Consider the following 775-nt stretch of genomic DNA (forward strand, 5'->3'; position numbering starts at 1 on the left):
CTTCAACTACTTCAAAAGTGTTTATATTCATTCTATTAAAAACTTTCGATACTTCATTCATAAAGGCAATATTTATATCTCTCTGGCTGTTTTCTATCACCTTTGTAGCTTCTGCAGTTTTAATATTAGATACTTTGTGAACTCCAGCATCTATTATTAATTCATATAAAGCTGCGATATTATTAGTTACTTCTTCATTAATACCTGAAACAACTTTTATAATGTTAGATAATTTGTGGACTTTATCACCTGGATTAATTCTTTCTGGAGAATAACCTACATAAAAGTCTTTTCCACACACCATATTAGAATTTTTTTCGAGAATAGGTATGCACACATCTTCTGTTACCCCAGGATATACAGTTGATTCAAATATAATTGTAGATCCTTTTTTTATATTTTCCCCAACCATTTTGGAAACATTTTTAAGAGGTTCTAAATCTGGAGTTTTATCTTGATTAATAGGTGTGGGCACAGCTACAATTATAAAATCCCCCTTTTTTATATCATTTTTATCGGCTGTAAAATTAACTGTTGATTTGCTGATTATTTCATTTCCAACTTCATTTGTAACATCAATGCCTTTTTTATAATTTTCAATTTTGTCTTTATTTATATCAAACCCTATTACTTCTACTTTTTCGGCAAATTCAATCGCTATTGGCATTCCTACGTATCCCATTCCTATAACAGCAACAACTAAATTATTATTCATCTTTTTCTCCATTTCTTTAGTATATTAATTTTTTGTTATCTTATCTAAAATATTTAAATG

At 28.3% G+C, this 775-nt stretch carries 1 protein-coding gene; it reads right to left on the reverse strand.

The genetic code is table 11. The features are described from left to right. The coding region (locus tag ACF91D_RS31030) for a nucleotide sugar dehydrogenase (RefSeq protein WP_392438593.1) at positions 1-715 on the reverse strand (715 nt) is incomplete at its 3' end. Between the last annotated feature and the right edge of the window lie 60 nt (positions 716-775).

Source organism: Staphylococcus sp. 231237_7MaSpsaltlick, assembly GCF_043107035.1.